Below are 19,652 nucleotides of genomic sequence, written 5' to 3'. Positions count from 1 at the left end.
GTCCTGCTATGGTCCGGAAGTCATGGAACCGACCGCATCGACAGCCCCCTCCGAGATGGAGGTGCCCGCCGCCCACGCCGGGCGCCGACTGGATAAATTCCTGCGCGCCCAGTTCAAGGGGGTGCCGGCGGGCCTGATCTTCCGGCACCTGCGCAAGGGCGGGATCCGGGTCAACGGGCGCAAGGCCGACGGCGGTTACCGCATCCAGGAGGGCGACGTCCTCACCCTGCCGGCCTTCGAGGTCCAGGACGCCGCGCCGAAGCAGCCGCCGCCGAAGGCGCTGGTGGCCCGGCTCAACCGGGCGATCGTGTACGAGGACGAGCAGCTGTTGATCGTCGACAAGCCGGCCGGCGTGCCCGTGCACGTGGGCACGGGGCACCGCGGCGGGGTCATCGAAGCGCTACGCGCCGACCGGCCGCACGAACCCGACCTGGATCTGGCGCACCGGCTGGACCGGGAGACTTCGGGGTTGTTGATCCTCACCAAGACACCGGCCATGCTGCGTTATTTGAGCGAGCTTTTCGCCCAGGGCGACGCGGTGCGCCGCGACTACGTCGCCCTGGTCAGGGGCGCGTGGCCGGAGCGACTGACAGAGCTGACCGACCCGATCGCCCGCACCCCGCGCGGAGTGGTCGTCGCCGCCGACGGTGATCCCGCACTGACCCGAACCAGGGTGCGCCGCCGCTTCGGGGACGTCGCGACGCTTCTCGACGTCGAGTTGATCACCGGGCGTAAACACCAGATCCGCGTGCACACCAGCCACGCCGGCCACCCGATCGCCGGCGACGACAAATACGGTGACGCGGCTTTCACATCTCGGGTCGGAGGCAGCGGTTTATTCCTGCACGCCACGGGGCTGTCATTCCCGCTTCCCGACGGCGAGACGCTCACCGTGACCTCACCGACGCCGGACTCCTGGCAGCGAATCTTCGACCGGCTGGCGGGACGACCACCCGCCGGCAACCGCCGGGGCGGGCAGCGCCGCAGGGGAGGCCGGCGTCCGGGCAGGCGCGGCTAAGCGGCTCATCCGGTTCTGGAGTGCGTAACGGTGGCCGAAGGACACTACTTCATCGCTGACATGGAAAACCGTTGGACGAACGTGACGGTTGTCAGCCTTGGCTGGTGATCGCGGTGCCGACCACCCTGGTCCCGGAGAGCCGGTCATGGATGGTGCTACCGTCGCCCAGCACGACGCCCAGGATCATGGCCGCAAGCAACGGGTAGGTGATAAACGCCGCCCCCAGCGTCAGGGGATCCTTTTTGTCGAAACCGCCGAAGACTGCGCCGATGGCCACCATGTGTCCGAGTTGCCAGGGAATGGCGATTTTAAGGCAGTTGCGCGTCAGTGCCCGCCCGAAGGTGATCGGCGTGCCCGCTCTTTTCGTGACGATAAGGTGATGGTGGCGCTTGCCTGGCGTTGCTCCGTGGCGGGCCTCCTGCCGGGCCGCCAGGAGCGCGGCGAGAATCGGGGGCGCCACGCTCACGGCGTAGGCAAAAGGCGGCTTTTTCCCCCAGCCGGTGATCTGCCCCACCACCCCGAGGGGAACGGTGGCTGCGGCCAGGCCCAGATAAGCGCCACAGTCACGCAGGTAGGCACGCGCGCGGGAAACCGCCAGGTAATGCATGGTGCCAGCGTAGCAAAACGCGGCCGGGCGCAGTGTGCGAAGAATCTCTCTGGGCAGGGGACCCCAAGATCAACGCACTTGACATCCGAGAGAGCCAGATCAGGGACACAAATGCCAGCATGGACTGCAATTCTCGCAACGAAAATTGCCGGGTTGCTCCGAAGTGCCCACCGTAAATCGGGGGCCTCCCCTGCAGCCGGCTACCTGGCCGCGATCTGCGCGGCCAAATGCCCCGCGCCGTACCCGTTGTCGATGTTGACCACCCCGACGCCCGGGGCGCACGAGTTGAGCATGGTCAGCAGCGGAGCGACGCCGCCGGAGCCCGCGCCGTAGCCCACCGAGGTCGGCACCGCCACGACCGGGCACGAGACGAGTCCGCCGACCACGCTCGGCAACGCCCCGTCCATGCCGGCGGCGATGACGATCACTCCGGCGCTGTGCAGCTCCTCTTCGTAGCTGAGCAACCGGTGGATGCCGGCCACGCCGACGTCCGCGATCAGCGACACTGCCCTGCCCAGGTAGCGGGCGGTGTGCATCGCCTCTTTGGCCACCGGCAGATCCGAGGTGCCGGCGCACAGCACCAACACGGACACCCCGCTGGGCTCCGGGGCGGCGGCCGGGTAGGCGAGGAAGCCCGCGTCGGGGTCGTAGAAGACGTCGTCGAGCACCTCCAGCACGGCGTCGGCGTGCTCGGGACGGGCGCGGGTGAACAACGTCGTCTGCTCCACCTCGCGCAGGCTCAACGCGATCGCGCCGACCTGCTCGGGCGTCTTTCCTTCGCAGTAGATGGCCTCCGGGTAGCCGCGACGACGTGCCCGGTCGACGTCCAGGTGCGCGAAGTCGCCGACCTTCCTGCTCCGCCCGTCGTTCACAGTGATCCCCTCGCATTCAGGATCGACAAGGTCATCGCGCCCGACTGGATGCCGCGCAGATCCACCGTGGCGTAGGTGAACCCGGCGCGGGTGGCGGAGGCCTCGATGTCGCGGGCGATCTGCGGTTCGGCGGCGCGCGCCATTTCGTCGGTGGGCAGCTCGATGCGCGCGATCTCGCCGTGGTGGCGGACCCGGGAGTCGCTGAATCCGAGCTGGTAGAGGGTCAGTTCCAAGGCCTCGACCTGGGCGAGTTTTTCCTCGGTGACCTCGTGGCCGTGCGGGATGCGCGAGGCCAGGCAGGGGGCGGCGGGCTTGTCGGCCACCGGCAGGTCGAAGGCGCGGGCGACGGCGCGCACGTCGGCTTTGGTCAGCCCGGCGTCCGCCAGCGGGCGCAGTACACCGTGTTCGGTGGCGGCGCGGGCGCCGGGCCGGTCGATGCGACGGGCGTCGTCGGCGTTTTCGCCGTAGGCGACCGCGGCTAGATCGTGTTCGTCGATGACGGCGGCGTCGATGCGCTCGAACATCTCGTTTTTGCAGAAGTAGCAGCGGTCCACGTCGTTGTCGCGGTAGCCGTCGACGTCCTGCTCGCGGGTGGTGATCTGGAGGACCTCGGCGCCGATGAAGGCGGCGGTGTCTACGGCCAGGGCGCGTTCGCGGGCGGCGAGTGACGGGGAGACCGCCATGATCGCCAGCACGCGTTCGGGGCCGAGGGTGTGGCGGGCGACGGCGAGCAGGGACGCCGAGTCCACGCCGCCGGAGTAGGCGACGCCGAGGCGTCCCTCGTCGGGCAGGTGGGCGGCGACGGCGTCGATGAGGTGGCCGGCGGCGTCGGCTGGCTGGGGGAGCGGCATGGGGTCTCGGGCCGAACCTTTCACGAAAAAGAGAGTTAGCGCTGGGGTTCCAGGCGGTGCAGGATCTCGCCGGCGTGCTCGATGACCAGGGTGTCCGGGTCGGCGTCGAACTCGGCCCAGTCGAGGGCCTCGGGATCCGCGTAGCCGAGATTGTAGGCCTCGCACACTTCCGGCGGGACCTGGGAGGCCAGGGTGACGTTGATGCGCAGTTTCTCCTCGCCGGTCTCCGGGTCGTAGGTGCCCAGGCCGCGGACGTGGGTGGAGTGGGCGATCTCGCCCCAGGGATGGTCCTTGAACGTGTCCCACTGCTTGGTGAAGTATTCGATGCAGTGGTAGCCGATCTCGCCGATGCCGGGGTGCATCTCGGAGATCTGGGTGATGTGCGGGGCGTAGACGATGATCTCGCCGCCGTCGGCGCACACCGGCTCCATCTTGTACACGCCCTTCGCGCCGGTCCACAAGTCCTCGTACATCTCCGGGACCTTGGACACGATGCGCGGGTACGGCCGGTCCAGCCACGTGATGTGGGTGCGGGAGGCGACCTGCGCGTTCGCGGCCCAGGCGGAGCGGGTGTCGCCGTAGGCCACGGAGTGCAGGATGGAGTCGTCCTCGTCTTCGCCGCTGGTGGCCACGTACGTCACGGCGAGCTTCTCGCCCGGAATCATGTCCGCGGCCGTGTCGATGAGCTGGCGCACCGGGGTGATGCCGAGGGTGCCGATGATGTCGGAGGCGGTGATCAGCGCGCCGACCCAGTGGGAGATGTCGATGACGTCGTGGACGGAGCAGCCCGGGAAGAAGTATTTGTTGCCGCCCGAGAAACCGACGACTTCGTGCGGGAAGACGGGGCCGACGACCAGGTTGACGTCGGCTTCGGCGACGATCTTGTTGATCTGGACGGCCATGGCCCGATCGGCCAACAGTCCGTGGGTCAGACGTGAGATCTCTTCCGCCGGGACGGTGCCGAGCGTGGCGATGGCCTCCGGGTTGTGCCAGTCGTGGTTGAGCACGCGGGCCTTGGGGAAACGGTCCGCAATGGAGCCGGACGGCACGCCGAGCAGCTTCGCGATCGACGGCTCGTCCATCGCCGCGTGGGTGCCCAGGGCGATGAGGATGGTGATGGATCGGGCGCGGTCGGCGAGGGCGTCGTAGGCGGCCTGGATCATCAGGTCGTGCGGGCCCGAGCGGGTGCCGTCCGGGATGACGATGCAGACGGTTTTGTCGTCCACCTCGGCCCCCGCCAGCTGCTCGAGCACGAAGGCGCGCGCCTGCTCGTCGGTGAGCCGCTCGGTGGCGCCGCCGAGCAACGCGGCGGATTCGGCGAGGCCCTCCGGCACGGGGAGGGTGAGATTCTCTTTGAACATACCTATAGTCTTCCCCGCGGATGGGGCGTTTTCAAGTGCCCTATACTGCGGAAACCCAGTCGTTGTTTAGGGTGGTACAGGTGACTACTGCTGAGAAGGCGCCGCAGCGCGAACGCCACCCCGCGTCGAAGGGGCCGAACCCGGCTGAGGTGGACGGCTTCACCTGGTACGTGCGTAGCCGATGAGGGGCGGGCTGACTGTGTCCGACCGCTGGTATGTGTTCCGGCGCGCCGCCGTGTCCTTCTGGCTGGGCAGGGGGCTTGACGACGGCGCCAAACTCACCTTCTTCACCGTGCTGGCGTTCGCACCCACCGTGCTGTCCCTCTACTCGATCTCCACGCTGGTCGTGGCGAATAACCGGGCGGTGGTGGACGAGATCACCGGCTCCTTCATCGACTCCTACGTTCTCGACGAATACGAACAGCTGAGCAGGGACATCGTGGGGATGGTGACCGGCTCGGCGGCCGAGGGCTGGGTGGGCCTGATCGTCGCGGTGGTGATCTCCCTGTTCTCCGCCTCGGCGTATGTGCGGGCGTTGTCGCGTACCGCCAACAACGCCTTCGGGGTACGGGAGGGCCGTAACGTCATCCGCCTCTTCGCCACGATGGCGTTGGTCATGGCGATGATGGTGGTGGGAATGCTGGTGATCCTGGCGGCGGTGACCGTCAACGCCACCGTGGTGGATGCCGTGCTCAGCCCCATCGCGGCGCCGCTGGGGCTGGAGGGCCTGGTGGCGTTTCTCACCGACAACTTTCTGCCGGTGTGGCAATGGGTGCGGTGGCCGCTGGTCGTGGGCGTACTCATGTTGATGCTGGATGTGCTCTACCATTTCACCGCCAACCTCAAATTGCCGGTGTTTCGGTGGATCTCCGCGGGCGCCATCACCGCCACCGTCGGCCTCGCGCTGGTGGCGGGCGCGTTCTGGATCTACCTGAGCTACTTCACCGGCTTGAGCTCCTATGGTGCGATCGGAACGCTGCTCGCCGCCTTATTCGCCTTGTGGGCGGCCAATACCGTCGTGGTCTTCGGACTGCTGGTCGTGGTGGAGACCGAACGCGTACGTCTGTTGCGCCGCGGCCAGGAGGCCGAGGAGGATTTTCCGCTGCCGATGCGCTCTGGGCGGGCGTTGACACTGCAGAAGAAAGTCAGTTCGCGGCTGCTCAAGGAGGCCCGGCAGATCCGTCGGGAGGGAAAAGAAGGCCCCGGGCATGACGAAGGGCCCGGGCGCGGGGACGCGCCGGCGGGCCCTTAAAACGCCGGAGAGGTTTAAGCCTTGTCCAGGTGTGCGCGGACGAACCACTGGAACTTCTCCAGCTCCGCGGCCTGGGCGATGAAGACGTCCTCGGTCACCGGGTCGACGTCGCCGGCGAGCTTCATGGAGGCACGCACCTGCTCCAGCACCTGGGTGTAGGTGGCGTCGATGGCGGAGAGGTGATCCTCCACGCTGGCCTTCTGCGGGGCGTACTTCAGCGGGGTGCGGTCGGTGGTCTGGCCGACCGGGGTGCCGTCCGGTTCGCCGCCGAGGGTGGAGATACGCTCGGCGACTTCGTCGGCGTAACCGCGCACGAGGTCGACCTGCGGATCGATCATCTCGTGCACCGCGATGAAGTTCGGGCCCACGACGTTCCAGTGGGCGTGCTTCAGGATGAGGTGGAGGTCGTTGTAATCGTTGAGGCGCCCTTGCAGCTCAGTGATCAGCTGGTTGGCGTGGTCGTTGGTCAATCCAGGAACTGTGTATGTGCTCATACCTTCTAGTTTGGTGAAATAGTTCACCCATTTCAAGGATGACGCGGTGGGCCTGCGGCTTTTCCTGGAGCCACCGCCCTGGATCCTTCGGCGCAATGTCGGCGCGCTGTGGGCGATGACGCAGAGAGGGGACGACCGTCAGGGACGGACCAGGCAGGAAGAATGTGCCCATTCGGTGGCCATAAGAGGGGAGAGGGGCACCCTCGGGATGTCCCGAAAGTGCCCCTGAACTGCGGTGCCCCCAGCAGGACTCGAACCCGCGACACACCGGGTAGAAGCCGGTTGCTCTAATCCACTGAGCTATGGAGGCGCATGTACGTGTGCGTACGGGCAAGAATCTTAGCTCATGGACTCAGGAAGTAGGGTAAAGGCCATGTCCACGAAGACCACCGACGCTCCCGTCGATACGCATTCCTCGGGGGCTTCCCGGGCCCGACCCACGTGGCCGCTGCACCTGCTGGCGATCGTCGTCGCCGGTCTGGTCGGCGGAACCATCGCCTATTCGTTCCTTTCTGAGTCCCTGGCCGCGCTCGGCATCCCCGACCCCGGCGCGGTCACCACCTACGGCCTGCCGTTCTTCCGTGCCGTCGCCTGGATGCTGGCGGCGCTGTCCATCGGCTCGTTCATGTTCTCCGCCTTCTACATTTCCCCGAGCGTCCCCGACGGGGACAACACCCGGCTCAACAGTGCGACCCTCACCGTCGACGGACACCTGGCCGCGCGAACGGGCGCGGTGTCGGCGTTGCTCTTCGGGCTGATCGGCCTGCTCATGATCCCGCTGGTGTTGTCGGACACATCCGGCACCCCGCTGACCGGCGTGCTCAACCCTTCGGCGATCGCCGTGGCGTTGGAACAGGTCGCGACGTCGCAGGCGTGGCTGGTGTGCGCGCTCATCGCGGGCGTGGTCGGCGCCGTCGGCCTGGCCTTGCGCACCTGGCCGTCGCAGCCGGTGCTGCTGCTCGGGGCGATCGGCATGATCGTGCCGCTGGGGATGGAAGGCCACGCCGCCTCGGGTGGTTCGCACGATTACGGCACCAACGCTTACCTGTGGCACCTGGTGTTCATGGCCGTGTGGATCGGCGGGCTCATGGCGCTGATCGCGCACGCCCGCCGACTGGGCCCCGACCTGGAGACCGCGGTGCGCCGCTACAGCGCCGTCGCCTTCTTCGCCATTGCAGCCGTCGCCGTCTCGGGGTTGGTGAGCATGATTATCCGCATCGAGCTCTCCGACCTGTTCACCACCCGCTACGGGCTGATCATCGTGGCGAAGATCGCGGGCACCCTGATCCTCGGCCTGGTGGGGCTGGCGCACCGCTGGTTGACGATCCCGCAACTGAACACCGATCCCCGCGCCTTCACCCGCCTGGCGATCGGCGAGGTCGTGATCATGGCCGCCGTCGCGGGCATCGCGATCACCATGGGGCGCACCCCGCCGCCTCCGCCGCGGGACCCGAACCTGTCGCCCATGCAGATCCAGATGGGCTACAACCTGTATGAGGCGCCGACCTTCTTCAACGTGTGGACGATCTGGCGTTTCGACGTCATGTTCGCCAGCATCGCGATTTTGTTGGCGGTCTTTTATCTGTGGGCGCTGTGGCGGGTGAAGAAAGCGGGCAAGGACTGGCCGGTCTCCCGCACCGTGTGGTGGCTGCTGGGCTGTGTGAGCCTGGCGCTGATCATGTCCTCCGGCATCGGCATGCACATCCCGGCCTCCTACTCGATGCACATGGTCGGCCACATGCTGCTGAGCATGGTCGTGCCGCTGTTTCTGGCGATGGGAGGCCCCCTCGGGCTGATCATGACCGCCTGGGACTCCGGCGAGCCCGGTAAACCGAACGTCCACGACTGGGCGTACGCGTTCACGCGCACGCGGTTCCTGCGCCTGCTGACCATCCCGTGGGTCAACCTTCTGCAGTTCCTGATCGTCTTCTACGTCCTGTACCTGTTCATCCCGCTCTACGACCTGGCGATCAGCGAGCACGCCGGGCACTTGATCATGAACTTCCTGTTTTTGATCTCCGGGTACTTCTACTTCTGGGAGCTCGTCGGCCCCGACCCGATCCCGGGGCGCGCGCCGACCACGATTCGGCTGGTGTGGCTGGTGGTCTCCATGCCGATCCACCTCATCCTGGGCGTGTACCTGATGCAGCTGAACGTGATCATGGGCGAGGAGTTCTACCGCTCCCTGGAGCTGCCGTGGGACCCCGACCTGTTGGCGGATCAAAAGAGCGGCGGCGGCATCGCCTGGGCGTTTGGTTCCTTCCCGTTGACGTTCGTGTTCATGCTGATGCTGGTGTGGTGGCGCCGCGAGGAGCGGGTCGTCGAAGCCAAGATCGACGCGGACTTCGACGAGGCCGCGTTGAAGCGCGAACGACGCGCGGCTGCCAAGGCCGGCGCGGCCGCCACGTCCGGGACCGACGAACGGCCGGGCCCGTCGACGTCCACCGCCGCGGGCGCGCAGGCGCAGGCCGCGGAAGACGAGGAGGAAGAGCTCGACGAGTTCGAGGCCTACAACCGGATGCTGCAGCGCTACAACGAAGGCGAGGGAGGGTCGATCAGCGACTACTACAACCGGGGCTTCCCAGACCAGAAGTAACCGCGGGGGTGTGGACAACCCGGCGGTGGGCCGGGTTGTCCACAGGGGCGCGGCCGCCGGCCCTGGGGGAGGGCGGGGCCGGTGGCAGGGTGAGCGGTGAGCGCGGCACCCACGCCGCGCCGACGCAGCCACCGAACACCTCAGGGGGAAACACATCATGGCTCAGCAAACCGTCACCGTCACCGGCAACCTCACCGACAATCCCGAAATGCGCGGCCCGACCACCAACGGCGGCCTCAAATGCAACCTGCGCATCGCCTCCTCGCGCGCTTTCCGCGACGAGAACGCCGAGGGCGGCTGGCGCACCTACGATCAGCTCTACATCTCCGCCGAGGCCTGGGGTGACCTCGCGGTCAACATCCGCAAATCCCTGCGCAAGGGCATGCCTGTGATCGCCACCGGCACGCTGATCACCCACGAGTGGGTCACCGGGCAGGAGCCGAATGAAATCCGTCACCAGCGGATCGTGCTCAAGATCCAGCAGATCGGCCTGGACCTGAACCGTTACGTCATCGGGTGTCGCCGCACCGACGTCCAAGAGCACAACGCGGAGAACCTCGACCTGCCGGAAGGCGAGGCCGAAGACTACATCGACCGGCCCGTCTCCGGCGGCGCCCCGGAGCCGGAACTGCAGCCGGCGTGAAGGGCAGGCGGCGCTGAGGCGGCCGCCGACGATTCAGCCGGGCAGGAACCTCCGTTCTAGCAGCTGGTCATGTAACCTTTGTTGGGACTACCACGTTTCATCGACAAAGGGGAAACATTGGCTGAATTCATCTACACGATGAAGAACGTACGCAGGGCCATCGGCGACAAAGTCATTCTGGACAATGTCACCATGGCCTTTTACCCGGGCGCCAAGATCGGCGTCGTGGGCCCGAACGGCGCGGGCAAGTCGTCGCTGCTGAAGATCATGGCCGGCATCGACCAGCCGAACAACGGCGAAGCATTCCTGGATCCGGGCGCCACCGTGGGCATCCTGCTCCAGGAGCCGCCGCTGAACGAAGAAAAGACCGTCCGCGGCAACGTCGAGGAAGGCCTCGGCGAGATCATGGACAAGAAAAACCGCTTCGAGGAGATCGCCGAGGAAATGGCGACCAACTACAGCGACGAGCTCATGGATGAGATGGGCAAGCTGCAGGAGGCCCTCGACGCGGCCGATGCTTGGGAAGTCGACTCCAAGATCGACCAGGCCCTGGAAGCGCTGCGCTGCCCGCCGGCGGACGAGCCGGTCACGCACCTGTCCGGCGGCGAGCGCCGCCGCGTCGCGCTGGCGAAGCTGCTGCTGACCCAGCCGGACCTGCTGCTGCTCGACGAGCCGACGAACCACCTGGACGCCGAGTCGGTGCTCTGGTTGGAGAAGCACCTCGCCGAGTACCCGGGCGCCGTCCTGGCGATCACGCACGACCGCTACTTCCTGGACAACGTCGCCGAGTGGATCTGTGAGGTCGACCGCGGCAAGCTCTTCCCGTACGAGGGCAACTACTCCACCTACCTGGAGAAGAAGGCCGAGCGCCTTGAGGTCGCCGGCAAGAAGGACCAGAAGCTGCAGCGCCGCCTCAAGGACGAGCTCGCCTGGGTGCGCTCCTCCCCGAAGGCACGTCAGGCCAAGAACAAGGCCCGCCTGGAGCGCTACGAGGAGATGGCCGCCGAGGCCGAGCAGTACAAGAAGCTCGACTTCGAGGAAATCCAGATCCCGACCCCGCAGCGCCTGGGCAACAAGGTCGTCGAGGTCAAGGGCCTGGTCAAGGGCTTCGACGACCGCGTGCTGATCAAGGACCTGTCGTTCACGCTGCCGCGCAACGGCATCGTCGGCGTCATCGGCCCGAACGGCGTGGGCAAGTCGACGCTGTTCAAGACGATCGTCGGCCTCGAGGAGCCGGACTCCGGCACCGTCGACGTCGGCCCGACCGTCGACATCAGCTACGTCGACCAGAACCGCGCGAACATCGACCCGGAGCAGACCGTCTGGGAGGTCGTCTCCGAGGGGCTGGACTACATCCAGGTCGGCCAGAACGAGATCCCCTCGCGCGCATACCTCTCCGCGTTCGGCTTCAAGGGCGCAGACCAGCAGAAGCAGTCGAAGGTGCTCTCCGGCGGTGAGCGCAACCGCCTGAACCTGGCGCTGACGCTGAAGCAGGGCGGCAACCTGCTGCTGCTGGACGAGCCGACGAACGACCTCGACGTCGAAACCCTCGGCTCCCTGGAGAACGCGCTGCAGAAGTTCCCGGGCTGCGCCGTCGTGATTTCGCACGACCGTTGGTTCCTGGACCGTACCTGCACCCACATCCTCGCCTGGGAAGGCGACCATGAGGAGGGCAAGTGGTACTGGTTCGAAGGTAACTTCGGCGACTACAACAAGAACAAGATCGAGCGCTACGGCGAAGAGGCCGCCAACCCCAAGGCCTCCACTCACCGCAAGCTGACCCGCTGACGCAGGTCTGCCCGCCGCCTCCGCCCGCCGGTCGTTTGCTTTACGAAAGCATGCGTCCGGCGGGCGTCGGGCTTTCGTATAGTGTGGATGTACGCGCGACGACTCTGCGCGAACGTCCCAGACCTGCCTGTGAAGTAAGGAACACCCGCCGACATCATGAACACCGCCCAGAACGCCTCCGGAAACTCCACCCTCCACACCCATACAGTTCCGGTCCGCTGGTCCGACTTCGACCGCTACGGTCACCTGATGAACGCGAACTACATCGAATTGGCGCAGGAGGCACGCCTGGAGTTCGCCAACGACTACTTCACCGCCAAGGGCCACGACTTCTCCGTCTTCGTCCGCCGCATCGAGGCCGACTACCTGCGCCCGGTGCTGCCCGACACCACCGCCATCACCGTGGAGACCCAGGTCGTCGAAATCGGCAACACCTCCTTCGTCACCCGCCAGGAGCTCAAGGACCGCCAGGGGCGTACCGCGTGTGTGGTCGAATGCGTGCAGGTCGCCATCGACATGACCACCGAGCGCCCGCGCTCCATCACCCAGCGCGAGGTCGGCATCCTCACCCAGACGGCGGACTCCGAGGTCGACGCCGAGGAGATCGAAGACTAAGTGCGGGAATCCTTGTCCATTACGGCGGGCGCGCCGGGGCTGTTGTCCCTGGTGGGTCGCGCCAACGACCTCGACGCCTCGGCCTCGGCACGATTCCGCGACCGCGGCGACGGCACGGTGGACGTCTTCGTCACCACGCCTTTCGAGGTGACCGCCTCCCGCCGCGTGCAGGGGGAGGCCTCCCGGGACGGGGCGGTGGTCTCCGCCTACGACCTGCTCACCGCGCTGCAGAACGACTCCGAGGACATCGGCCCGGCGCGCGACCCGAACTGGCCCGGCGCGTTGCCGCCGACCGACGGTTACGAGGAGCTGGACACGCTGCCGGTGCAGGTCGTGCGGCAGCTGGCGGATGAGGGACAGTCGCTGGCGCGGCAGTTCTCCGGGCCGATGGGCCCGCCGTCGAGCCTGATGAATCAGACGGTGATCACCGTGACGCACGACGGCAGCGGCACGACGGTGGAGATCCCGATGCGGATGATCTTCACGTGCACCGCCCTGGGCCTGATCCCGGGGTTCGCCGCGCCGATCGAGGTGCCCCGGCATCTGCGGGTGTCGGCGGCGGGCCGCTGGGTGCGCATCGACGCCCCCTTCGGCAGCGTGTATCACACCACCGGCCTGGGCAACGTCCTGGTCTTTTAGGTCTTAGCCGCTTATAGCAGCAGGAACCCGGCCGCGGCCCCGAACAGCGCCACCGCCCAGGCGGGCAGCTTCCACATGGCCAACAGCAACCAGCAGAGCGCGGCGACGGTCAGCGACGCGACGCCGGTGACGCCGTGGGCGAGCACCGGATCCCAGAAGGCCGCCAGCAACAACCCCACGACGGCGGCGTTGACGCCGGTGAACGCCGCACGCAGCCACGGCAGGTGGCGCCAGCGGCCCCAGAAGTGCAGACCCGCGACCATCAGCAGGGCGCTGGGCGAGAAGATCGCGACGGTCGCCAACAGCGCGCCGGCCACCCCGCCGTCCACCGCGCCGAGGTAGGTGGCGAAGGTGAACATCGGGCCGGGCACCGCTTGGGCGGCGGAATAGCCAGCGAGGAAGGTCTCCTGGCTCATCCATTCGCCCTCGACGGCGTAGTTCTGCAGCAGCGGCATGACCACGTGCCCGCCGCCGAAGACCAGGGAGCCGGTTTCGAAGTAGGCGGCGGCGCGGGTGAAGACGTAGCCGCCGACGGTGCGCGCCCCGACCCACAGGCCCACGAGCAGGACGACGAACAGGCTGAGAGCGAGGGCCGCGGCGCGTCCGGAGACGGGCCGAACGCCGTCGGGTCGCCCGTTTTCCGGGTCGGCGTCGTCGTGCTTGCGGAACAGGAGTGCGCCCAGCGCGCCGGCGGCGAGGATGATCGCCAGGTGCGTGAACTGGGCGGGCACGCTCAACACCGTCAGCGCGGCGGCCACGGCGATGGTGGCGGTCCGCGGGGTGTCCGCCAGAGTGCGGGCCATCCCGGCCACGGCGTGGAAGACCACGGCGACGGCCACGGCGAGCAGTCCCTGGACCCAGCCTGCCTCGGCGACGGCGGCGGCGTCCGCGTCGGCCAGCGCCAGGCCAAAGATCAGGAGAATGAGCGCCGAGGGCAACGTGAAGGTCAGCCAGGCGGCGAGCATGCCGAGCCAGCCGCCGCGGTGATACCCCAGCGCCATGCCCACCTGGGAGGAGCCGGCGCCGGGCAGGAACTGGGAGAGGGCGACGACGTCGGCGTAAGCCGGGTCGCCGAGCCAGGCGCGCCGGTGGACGAATTCTTCGCGGAAGTACCCGAGGTGGGCGGTGGGGCCGCCGAAGGAGGCCAGACCGAGGAGCCCGAATCGGGCGGCGACCTCGCCCGGGCGGGTCGGGGAAGGGGAGGAGGTGCTCACGTCGCTCGACCCTAGGGGGAGCGGGGCGGTGGCGCAGGGCGAGGGCTGGCGTCGGCGCGCTGTTCGTCGGCACGCACAAACCCGGCCCCGCGCTGAGGGGCCGGGTCGGGCGGCGTGCCTGGCCACTGCGGGCGCGGTCAGGCCTTGTTGATCACCATGTAGGCGACCTGCTGCATGTGGTTCCACAGGGCGTGGCGCTGCGCGTCGTCGATCGTGTCGGCGTCGATCTCGGCCAGCGAGTTACCCATCAGCTCCAGCCAGCGCTCGGCTGCGGCGGCGTCGATCTCGAAGGGGAAGTGGCGCCTGCGCAGCATGGGGTTGCCGCGCTGTTCGGCGTAGGTGCGCGGCCCGCCCCAGTACTGGATGAGGAACCACCGGAGGCGGTCTTCCGCGCCCTCCCAATCGTCATCGGGGTACATGGGGGCCATGATGTCGTCGACCTTGACCTGCTCGTAGAAGCGCTTGACCAGGCGTCGGAAAGTGTCTTCGCCGCCCACGGCGTCGTAGAGGGAAGTGGCGTTGGCGTCAGTCATGGCGCCCAGCCTATTCGCCTTGGGCCTGGCGGTAGTCGGCCGGGCCGACGGCGCCGATGCCGTGGGGGTAGGGCATGGTGACGTCGTTGTCGCGCAGCGCGTCGACGATCTTCGCCTGGATCAGGCGCTGCACGCCCCACTGCTCGCCGGGCAGGGTCTTGACGGAGACGCGGTAGGAGATGTGGTCTGGTTCGACGGCGGTCACGCCGTTCATCATCGGCTCCTCGAGGATGACGTTGCGGATCGACGCCTCCTGGGCGGTGGCGCGGGCGGTGTCGAGGATGACGTTCCAGGCCTCCTCCGTGTCGTTGGACAGGCCGACCGGGATCTGGATGCGGGCGATGGCGTATTCGTCGGAGAGGTTGCCCACGCGCAGGATCTCGCCGTTGCGGACGTACCACAGGGTGCCGTCGATGTCGCGGATGGTGGTGATGCGCAGGGAGATGTCCTCGACGTCGCCGATGATGCCGTCGCCGGCGTCGATGGTGTCGCCGACGCCGTACTGGTCCTCCATGAGCATGAAGATGCCGGAGAGGAAGTCCTTGACCAGGGACTGGGCGCCGAAACCGAGGGCGACGCCGACCACGCCGGCCGAGGCGATCAGCGGGGCGATGTTGACCCCGATTTCGGACAGGATCGCCAGCACCGCGAAGGACCAGATCACGATCGCGATGGCGGACTTGAACACCCCGGCCAGGGTGCGCACCCGGGATTGGCGGCGTTGTTCCTGGCTGTCGCGCATGGCGCGGACCTGGTCGTCGACGTCTTCTTCTTCTCCTCCGCGGCGACCGAAGGCCCGGGAGATCTTCAGGGGCCGACCACCGGCGGCGATGTTCTTGTTGGCCAGGCGATCGACCAGGCGGCGCAGGGCCCAGTGGGCGATGACCGCGACGATGAGGATGATCAGGATGGTGATCGGCTTCTGGATCAACCATTCCTGGGTCGCGGGATTGTCCCACCAGGTGGTGACGGCGTCGACGGCCTCTTCGGGCGTCTGGGGCGTCTGGTCGGGGGATTCTTGGGCTAAGAGTCTCGGTTGAAAAGTCATCCCTGTCAGCCTAATGGCGCAGCCTGAAAATTCCCTTCGTCCGACATGAGTGCATATTAATGATGGGCGAGCAGTCGGCGAACGAACAGCTTGGTCTAGAGTGGGCTGCACCGAGATTTCTGTACCTTTACGACCACTAGGAGTATTTTCTCTATGGCCGCTGATAACCAGGGTTTTTCCACCGCCGCGATCCACGCCGGATACCAGCCTGATGCGCTGTACGGATCGATCAACGCACCGATCTACGCCTCCACGACCTTCGCCCAGGACGGCCTGAACGAGCTGCGCGGCGGATACGAGTACAGCCGTGTCGCCAACCCGACCGTCACCGCTTTAGAGAAGACCGTGGCCGCCCTGGAAAACGGAACCCACGGCGCGGCCTTCGCCTCCGGGGCGGCCGCCACCGACATCGTCCTGCGCATCCTGCTGCGCCCGGGCGATCACCTGATCCTGGGCAACGACGCCTACGGCGGCACCTTCCGCCTGATCGACGCGGTGCTCTCCGAGTGGGGCGTCGAGCACACGATCGTCGACACCGGCGACGTCGACGCCGTGGCCGCCGCGGTGACCGACAAGACCAAGCTGATCTGGCTGGAGACCCCGACCAACCCGGCGCTGAACATCTCCGACATCGAGGCCATCGCGCAGGTGAAGAAGCAGGCCAAGCTCATCGTCGACAACACCTTCGCCTCGCCCTACCTGCAGCGCCCGCTGGGCCTGGGCGCCGACGTCGTCCTGCACTCCACCACCAAGTACCTGGGCGGGCACTCCGACGTCATCGGCGGCGTCGTGGTCACCGACGACGACTGGCTCGACGAGCAGATGCGTTTCTACCAGGGCGGCGTCGGGCCGACCTCGAGCCCCTTCGACGCCTACCTCACCGCCCGCGGCATCAAGACCCTCGGCGTGCGCATGGACCGCCACTGCGACAACGCCGAGGCCGTCGCCCAACTCTTGGACGAATCCGACCAGGTCAAGCAGGTCCTGTTCCCGGGCCTGAAGTCCCATCCCGGCCACGAGATCGCGGCGAAGCAGATGGACCGCTTCGGCGGCATGGTTTCCGTGCGCTTCCACTCCGAAGACGCCGCCCGCACCTTCTGCACCTCCACCACGCTGATCTGCCTGGCAGAATCCCTCGGCGGCGTCGAATCGCTCATCGAGCACCCGGCGACCATGACGCACCAGTCCGCCGCCGGCTCCCAGCTGGAGGTCCCGCGCGATCTGGTGCGCATCTCCATCGGCATCGAGGACGAGGCCGACCTGCTGGCCGACGTCCGCCAGGCGCTCGCCGCCGTCGCCGCGCTCTAAGCCTCCGCGGCGCGCAACCGGGCGGAACGTACGATGAGAGGGTAAAAGTAAGCGGGGACGGATCCCGCCCCCGCCCCTTCTCATCGCCTTCAGGAAGACCACCACAGTGAGCACACCTCCGCGCCGGCAGCCCGCCTACCTCGAGATCGCCGACAACGTGCGCGGCATGATCGAACGCGGGGAACTCCAACCGGGGGACAGGCTGCAGACCGAACGCGAACTGGTCGAACACTACGGCGTGGCGCGTATGACCGTCCGCCACGCCCTCGACATCCTCCAGCTCGAAGGGCTCATCGACCGTAAACGCGGCCGCACCGGCGGCACCTTCGTCCGCGTCGTGCCCCCGCTGCTGGAACTCACCCGCATGGACGGCTTCCTGCCCCAGCTACGCGAACGCGGCCAGACGGTCACTTCGCATGTGCTCATCGCGGAAGAGACGAGGGCGAACCCCACCGTGGCCCAAGGACTCGCCGTGAGTCCCGACGACCCCGTCTACCGGGTCATGCGGGTGCGCCGGGTGGAAAACGTGCCGATGCTCATCGAGGAATCCTTCTTCCCGCACGCGCTGTTCCCCGACCTGCTGGACCGCGACCTCTCCCACTCGCTCTACGAACTCCTGGACGCCTACGGCCGCCGCCCGACGCGCAAGGAGGAGTCCGTCGCGCCCGGCGTAGCCACCGCACTGGAGCAGGAGCGGCTGGAGATCTCCCGCAACCTCCCGCTGCTGCGGATCACGCGCACGGCGGTCGACGCCTCCGGGGCGGTCGTCGAGTATTCGGAGGACACGCTGCGTTCGGACGTGGCGCGCGTGCAGGTGATCACGACTGGCTAAAGCCCCGCCGCCGCCAACAGGCTCAGCGCCGTCTTGTCCGTCTCCTGCAGCATCAGCGGATCCGTGCCCGGCATCGGGGAGATCGTGGTGTCGGGCAGCTGCCCGTGCGTGGGAATGCCGATGACGTGCAGCCGTGGATCGACGTTCCCGTCGACGCCGACGCACCGGCGGGTGGCGGGGTCGACCTCCGGGGAGCCGGTCGGGCCGAAGGGGCGGATCCGCTCGCCGAGGGAGGACCACAAGGGGTCCCCGCCGGCGGGGCGGACGTCGGGTTTGTGCATCCACGCGTCGATCAGGGTCGTGGCCCGGACCTCTTCGCCGCCGGTGGTCGGCGAGCTCATGACCCAGGCGCCGTCCCGGGCCTCCAGGTGGGGGCGAGCCCCGAGGAAACGCACCAGCCCCGCATCGACGAGGGCGAGCAGCTGCCGGGTGCGAAACAGCGGGGGACCGGAGCCCGCCATCTGGCCGATCGCCATCATCGTCGCGAACATGTTCGCCCGCGACACCCATGTGTACCGACCTTCCGCACCGAGGATCTGGGCGGGCTTGCGCGAGACGCTGACCGACCACAACGCCGCCTTGAGTGGGGAATCCCGCCCTAGGGCGGCTTCGGCGACATCGTCGGCCAACCGGTCGGCGACAATGCCCGTGACCTCGTCGACGCCGCCGGAGACGCCGGCCAACGGCTCCACCCACGGCCGCAGGCTGAACGGCTCCGTGCTGTGCGGCGCCAACGCCTCGTCGAGCTCCGCCGGGGCCGTCGCGTCGATCACGGCCACAATCTCCTCGTACGACGTCCGCACCGACGCCGGACGCACCCGGGACAACACCCGGTAGTAGGCCTCGTAGGCGTCGCGCACGATCGCCGGCCACACCTGGACGTCGAAGTCGATGCCCTGCTCGACCGCGCCCGCCAGTTCGTCGATCACCGCCCGCAGCCGCGTGATCCGCGCCCCGGGCGGCAACCCGCCGAAATCCGACTTCGGCAGATACGGATAGCCGCGCCCAGAAGAGGCCACGAGCGTCGGCTCCCGCCCGCCGGGCTCATAACGCATCCCCGAACGCGCCGCCGGATCCTCGACGAAACGCCCGCCCCGATCCACCGTCAGCAGCGCCATCACGTCGAAAAACCCCATGCCCAGCCCGCGCACCAGCACGGTCTCACCGGCGGGGACGACAGAAAGATCCTGATCCAGCGGATTGTCGGGACGAACCCAGGTCGGCCCGGCCGCGGCCAGGCGACGCTCCTCCGCGCCAGGCCCGGGGACCGTCCAACCGGTGGCCAGCACCACGGCGTCGGCGGTGACGACGGCGCCGTCGGCAAGTCTGACCTCGTCGCGGCCGTCGCGTTCGCTGACCCCCACCGCCCGGCTGCGATGGGAGATGACCTCGACGCCGTCGGGAAGCCGGGCCAACGCGACGTCATACACCCACCGCAAATACGCGCCGTATAAGGCGCGCGACGGATTGGACTCCGGGCGGGTCGCGGCGATCTCGTACAGGAAATCCTCGGCGACGGACGGGGCCGGGGGATGGGCGTCGAAAAGCTCGGCCTTGGCGGGATCGATATCCTCGCGCTGCCCGCGCAGCAGTTGGATCCACTCGTATTGGGTCGGCCCCTCCACCACCGGGGCTGTGACGGTGGAACCGGGTTCGGTGAACAGCGTGACCCGTGCGGCCAGCGTGTTCATGCACAGGGTGCGGGTCTGCTCCGTCTCCCATACTCGGCCGGCGCCGTGTTGGGCGTCGTCAATGACGTGAATGGTCAGCGGGGTTTCAGTGGAGCGCTCGCGCAGGGCGGCCGCGACCCGCTCGATCACGCTGATGCCGCGGGGACCGGCGCCGACGACGGCGATCGACGGTGCGGTGGAGGAGGGGATCATGATGCCTTTCCGGTCAAGGTGTAGACCACTCGGTCTTTGAAGTTTGCACTTATTAGTCTATCGTGCGTTGATAGTCATGAATAGATAGAGGTTGACGG

Annotated in this window: 18 protein-coding genes and 1 tRNA gene; 9 read left to right on the top strand and 10 right to left on the bottom strand. The window is 67.6% G+C overall.

From position 1 onward, the window contains the following. The first annotated feature begins 22 nt into the window (after positions 1-22). On the top strand, positions 23-1,018 hold the full coding sequence (locus tag B841_RS10590) for an RluA family pseudouridine synthase (RefSeq protein ID WP_020935498.1): 996 nt from the start codon (positions 23-25) through the stop codon (positions 1,016-1,018). A 91-nt stretch (positions 1,019-1,109) separates the two neighbouring features. Here B841_RS10590 and B841_RS10585 read toward each other — a convergent pair whose 3' ends face one another. The 4 genes from B841_RS10585 to B841_RS10570 form a co-directional block, all read right to left on the bottom strand. Then, positions 1,110-1,625, bottom strand: a complete 516-nt coding sequence (locus B841_RS10585) for an RDD family protein (RefSeq protein ID WP_020935497.1) — start codon at positions 1,623-1,625, stop codon at positions 1,110-1,112. Between the two features lie 200 nt (positions 1,626-1,825). Further along, the gene (gene larB, locus B841_RS10580; RefSeq protein WP_020935496.1) at positions 1,826-2,497 is read right to left on the bottom strand and encodes a nickel pincer cofactor biosynthesis protein LarB; all 672 of its coding nucleotides are present in this window, start codon (positions 2,495-2,497) and stop codon (positions 1,826-1,828) included. Next, positions 2,494-3,348, bottom strand: a complete 855-nt coding sequence (larE, locus tag B841_RS10575; RefSeq protein ID WP_020935495.1) for an ATP-dependent sacrificial sulfur transferase LarE — start codon at positions 3,346-3,348, stop codon at positions 2,494-2,496. Before larE ends, larB begins: the two co-directional genes overlap by 4 nt. Positions 3,349-3,383: 35 nt before the next feature. Continuing rightward, the gene (locus B841_RS10570) at positions 3,384-4,709 is read right to left on the bottom strand and encodes a lactate racemase domain-containing protein (RefSeq protein WP_020935494.1); all 1,326 of its coding nucleotides are present in this window, start codon (positions 4,707-4,709) and stop codon (positions 3,384-3,386) included. Between the two features lie 199 nt (positions 4,710-4,908). On the opposite strand from B841_RS10570, the gene B841_RS10565 reads away from it, so the two are divergent. After that, on the top strand, positions 4,909-5,961 hold the full coding sequence (locus B841_RS10565) for a YihY/virulence factor BrkB family protein (protein WP_020935493.1): 1,053 nt from the start codon (positions 4,909-4,911) through the stop codon (positions 5,959-5,961). 14 nt (positions 5,962-5,975) lie between these two features. On the opposite strand, the gene B841_RS10560 is transcribed toward B841_RS10565, so the two are convergent. Further along, a complete protein-coding gene (locus B841_RS10560; RefSeq protein ID WP_041632322.1) occupies positions 5,976-6,455 on the bottom strand; it encodes a Dps family protein in 480 nt (159 codons plus the stop codon). A 236-nt stretch (positions 6,456-6,691) separates the two neighbouring features. Next, positions 6,692-6,765 (bottom strand) — tRNA-Arg (locus tag B841_RS10555). A gap of 63 nt (positions 6,766-6,828) precedes the next feature. Here B841_RS10555 and B841_RS10550 point away from each other — a divergent pair. The 5 genes from B841_RS10550 (at position 6,829) to B841_RS10530 (ending at position 12,736) form a co-directional block, all read left to right on the top strand. Continuing rightward, complete coding sequence (locus B841_RS10550) at positions 6,829-9,051, top strand: bifunctional copper resistance protein CopD/cytochrome c oxidase assembly protein (protein WP_020935491.1); 2,223 nt, start codon at positions 6,829-6,831, stop codon at positions 9,049-9,051. 157 nt (positions 9,052-9,208) lie between these two features. Then, positions 9,209-9,694 carry a single-stranded DNA-binding protein gene (locus tag B841_RS10545; protein ID WP_020935490.1) on the top strand — a complete coding sequence of 162 codons (486 nt, stop codon included), beginning with the start codon at positions 9,209-9,211 and terminating at the stop codon, positions 9,692-9,694. Positions 9,695-9,811: 117 nt separating this feature from the next. Next, positions 9,812-11,482 carry an energy-dependent translational throttle protein EttA gene (gene ettA / locus B841_RS10540; RefSeq protein WP_020935489.1) on the top strand — a complete coding sequence of 557 codons (1,671 nt, stop codon included), beginning with the start codon at positions 9,812-9,814 and terminating at the stop codon, positions 11,480-11,482. Positions 11,483-11,638: 156 nt separating this feature from the next. Further along, the gene (locus tag B841_RS10535) at positions 11,639-12,097 is read left to right on the top strand and encodes an acyl-CoA thioesterase (protein WP_020935488.1); all 459 of its coding nucleotides are present in this window, start codon (positions 11,639-11,641) and stop codon (positions 12,095-12,097) included. Continuing rightward, positions 12,098-12,736: a hypothetical protein gene (locus B841_RS10530; RefSeq protein WP_020935487.1), complete on the top strand. Its 639-nt coding sequence runs from the start codon at positions 12,098-12,100 to the stop codon at positions 12,734-12,736. An 11-nt stretch (positions 12,737-12,747) separates the two neighbouring features. Here the strand turns inward: B841_RS10530 and chrA are convergent, their stop codons facing one another. The 3 genes from chrA to B841_RS10515 form a co-directional block, all read right to left on the bottom strand. Beyond that, a complete protein-coding gene (gene chrA / locus B841_RS10525; protein WP_020935486.1) occupies positions 12,748-13,950 on the bottom strand; it encodes a chromate efflux transporter in 1,203 nt (400 codons plus the stop codon). A gap of 137 nt (positions 13,951-14,087) precedes the next feature. Then, positions 14,088-14,483 carry a globin gene (locus B841_RS10520; RefSeq protein WP_020935485.1) on the bottom strand — a complete coding sequence of 132 codons (396 nt, stop codon included), beginning with the start codon at positions 14,481-14,483 and terminating at the stop codon, positions 14,088-14,090. Between the two features lie 10 nt (positions 14,484-14,493). Continuing rightward, the gene (locus tag B841_RS10515) at positions 14,494-15,531 is read right to left on the bottom strand and encodes a mechanosensitive ion channel family protein (RefSeq protein WP_020935484.1); all 1,038 of its coding nucleotides are present in this window, start codon (positions 15,529-15,531) and stop codon (positions 14,494-14,496) included. Between the two features lie 153 nt (positions 15,532-15,684). Between B841_RS10515 and B841_RS10510 the strand changes: the two genes are divergently transcribed. Both B841_RS10510 and B841_RS10505 read left to right on the top strand, forming a co-directional pair. Then, positions 15,685-16,839 (top strand): cystathionine gamma-synthase, encoded by a 1,155-nt coding sequence (locus B841_RS10510; protein WP_020935483.1) that lies wholly within the window; start codon positions 15,685-15,687, stop codon positions 16,837-16,839. Between the two features lie 106 nt (positions 16,840-16,945). Beyond that, positions 16,946-17,671: a GntR family transcriptional regulator gene (locus B841_RS10505; RefSeq protein ID WP_020935482.1), complete on the top strand. Its 726-nt coding sequence runs from the start codon at positions 16,946-16,948 to the stop codon at positions 17,669-17,671. On the opposite strand, the gene B841_RS10500 is transcribed toward B841_RS10505, so the two are convergent. Continuing rightward, entirely contained in the window at positions 17,668-19,554 is a 1,887-nt protein-coding gene (locus tag B841_RS10500) for an FAD/NAD(P)-binding protein (RefSeq protein WP_020935481.1), read from the bottom strand. The two genes, B841_RS10505 and B841_RS10500, sit on opposite strands and share 4 nt — an antisense overlap. Between the last annotated feature and the right edge of the window lie 98 nt (positions 19,555-19,652).

The sequence above is a fragment of the Corynebacterium maris DSM 45190 genome (genome assembly GCF_000442645.1).
Lineage (GTDB): Bacteria > Actinomycetota > Actinomycetes > Mycobacteriales > Mycobacteriaceae > Corynebacterium > Corynebacterium maris.
Note: the sequence above shows the minus strand (reverse complement) of the source record. Positions and strands in the feature narration are given on the sequence as shown.